This is a genomic window from Methanobrevibacter sp. (genome assembly GCF_045541095.1).
In the GTDB taxonomy this organism is placed as follows: domain Archaea; phylum Methanobacteriota; class Methanobacteria; order Methanobacteriales; family Methanobacteriaceae; genus Methanocatella.
In genome coordinates this window covers 1-2,076 of the sequence record NZ_JAZQIJ010000171.1, presented here as the reverse complement: position 1 = coordinate 2,076, position 2,076 = coordinate 1, and the positions used below count along the sequence as shown (strand labels likewise).

Below are 2,076 nucleotides of genomic sequence, written 5' to 3'. Positions count from 1 at the left end.
TAAAAAATAAAAAAAATATCTTATTTCATGCAATGTTTTATAACTTATTCAATTAAAGGATTTTTAGCTTTTAATAGTGAAAATGAGTTGATTTGTGAAAAATTATTCCCCGAAGATGAAATAATTAATAGATTAGCCGATATTGCACAAAAGCAAATTGTTGCTGAGGAACTTGAAATAATAAATGAAGTTTCAAAAAATTACGATGAAATAATTATCGAATCAAACAAACACCTATCTGATTACTCAATCGATAACCTCAAAATCGAAACACCAAATCAGGGCGGAGAATATTTAAGAAGCAATTATGATAAATTTGGTTTAAATCAGGAAGAGATTAGCGAGATTTATCAGAGATTGGCAATTTACAAGATAAAAAAAGAATCCGCAAGCGAAGATAAACACTTGATTCAAGCTATAAATTCCATAGATGAAATAGATGAGACAATCTCCAAGTTGATTGAAAGGATTCGGGAATGGTATGCATTATATTTCCCGGAAATGGATGTAATCAGAAACAATGAAACATACATCAAACTGATTTCCCAAAACAAAACAAAAGAAAAAATCATTGAAGCGAAACCCGAAGCTTTCCCAGAAAATGTTCTGGACATGGAAGATGACATCAATCCTCAAGACCTGGAAATAATGAACAACTATGCAAAATCCATTTATGAACTTCAAAAGTCAAGAAAAGCAATAGAAGAGTATATTGAGAATAAAATGGATGCAATTGCACCAAACCTGAAGTTGATTGTAGGGCCAACACTCGGAGCCAAATTGATTTCACATGCAGGAGGGCTTAAAAGACTGGCAACATACCCTTCAAGCACAGTGCAGATAATGGGTGCTGAAAAAGCATTGTTCAGACATTTGAAAAGTGGAGACCGCCCTCCAAAATATGGACTTATCTACCAGCATCCCCAAGTGAGAGGATCAAAATGGTGGAATCGTGGAAAGATTGCCAGAATTCTTGCAAGCAAGATTTCCCTTGCAGTCAGAAGAGACGTTTTTACAAAAACATATGATGAAAATGCTTTTGAAGATTTTATTCAAAAAATAGAAGAAATAGAAAAAAATAATCCATTCCCAACAAAAACAACTAAAAGAAGGAAAGAAGAAAGAGGCAAATCAAAAAATAAGAAGAGAAAATCTAAAAAAAGAAAGAAAAGGAGATAAAGCATGAATGTTTATTTTAAGGATGGGAATGTAGCAACTAAAAATCTTACACCGGGAATTTCAGTTTATGGAGAGGAACTGATAAAAGAAGACGATGAATACAGAATCTGGAATCCAAGACGTTCAAAATTGGCAGCGGCCTTTTTAAATGGATTAGAAAAATTAGAGCTTGAGGATACTTCAAAAGTTCTTTACTTAGGTGCATCAACCGGAACAACAGTTTCACACATTTCAGATATTGTAATTAATGGACGGATTTATGCAGTTGAATTTTCACCGACTACAGCCAAAAAATTAGTCCAACTTTCCCGTCAAAGACTTAATGTTGCTCCGATTTTAGGTGATGCAACCAAACCCAAAGAATATCTGAACATTGTCGAAAAAGTCGACTTAGTATACTGCGATGTAGCCCAACCAACACAAAGTGAATTGTTTATGAAAAATATGAATTTATTTTTAAAAGACGAAGGTATGGGTTTGATAACTATTAAAGCTAGAAGTATAGATGTTGTACAAAAGCCTAAAAAGATATTCAAGGAACAAGAGAAGAAATTGATAGAAAAAGGTTTTAAAATCATTGAAAAAGTTAAACTAGAACCTTACGAAAAAGACCATATTGCATTGTTAGTAGAAAAAAATTTTTAAAAAAAAATAAGAATTTTTGATTGAAATTTGGGCTAAAAAATACTTGTAAGTAATATAAAAAATTACTACAAAAAACACGAAAAAGTATTACTCCAATAGTTATTAAAATATCATAAGCTTTTACTTTCTCACTAATTTATTTTCTATAACACATGGTAGATATAGTTTGTGATAGGGAGTTCAAACAATTAATAATTAAATTAATGTCAAAAGTTATCACCAAATGTTTTTATAAACAGTATATTACGCATT

2 protein-coding genes are annotated in these 2,076 nt (G+C 31.3%); both read left to right on the top strand.

Going from position 1 to position 2,076, the window contains the following annotated elements:
* The first annotated feature begins 27 nt into the window (after positions 1 to 27).
* Positions 28 to 1,179 carry an NOP5/NOP56 family protein gene (locus ACKI2P_RS07195; RefSeq protein WP_407376355.1) on the top strand — a complete coding sequence of 384 codons (1,152 nt, stop codon included), beginning with the start codon at positions 28 to 30 and terminating at the stop codon, positions 1,177 to 1,179.
* A 3-nt stretch (positions 1,180 to 1,182) separates the two neighbouring features.
* Positions 1,183 to 1,824 (top strand): fibrillarin-like rRNA/tRNA 2'-O-methyltransferase, encoded by a 642-nt coding sequence (locus tag ACKI2P_RS07190; RefSeq protein ID WP_407376353.1) that lies wholly within the window; start codon positions 1,183 to 1,185, stop codon positions 1,822 to 1,824.
* The last annotated feature ends 252 nt before the right edge of the window (positions 1,825 to 2,076 follow it).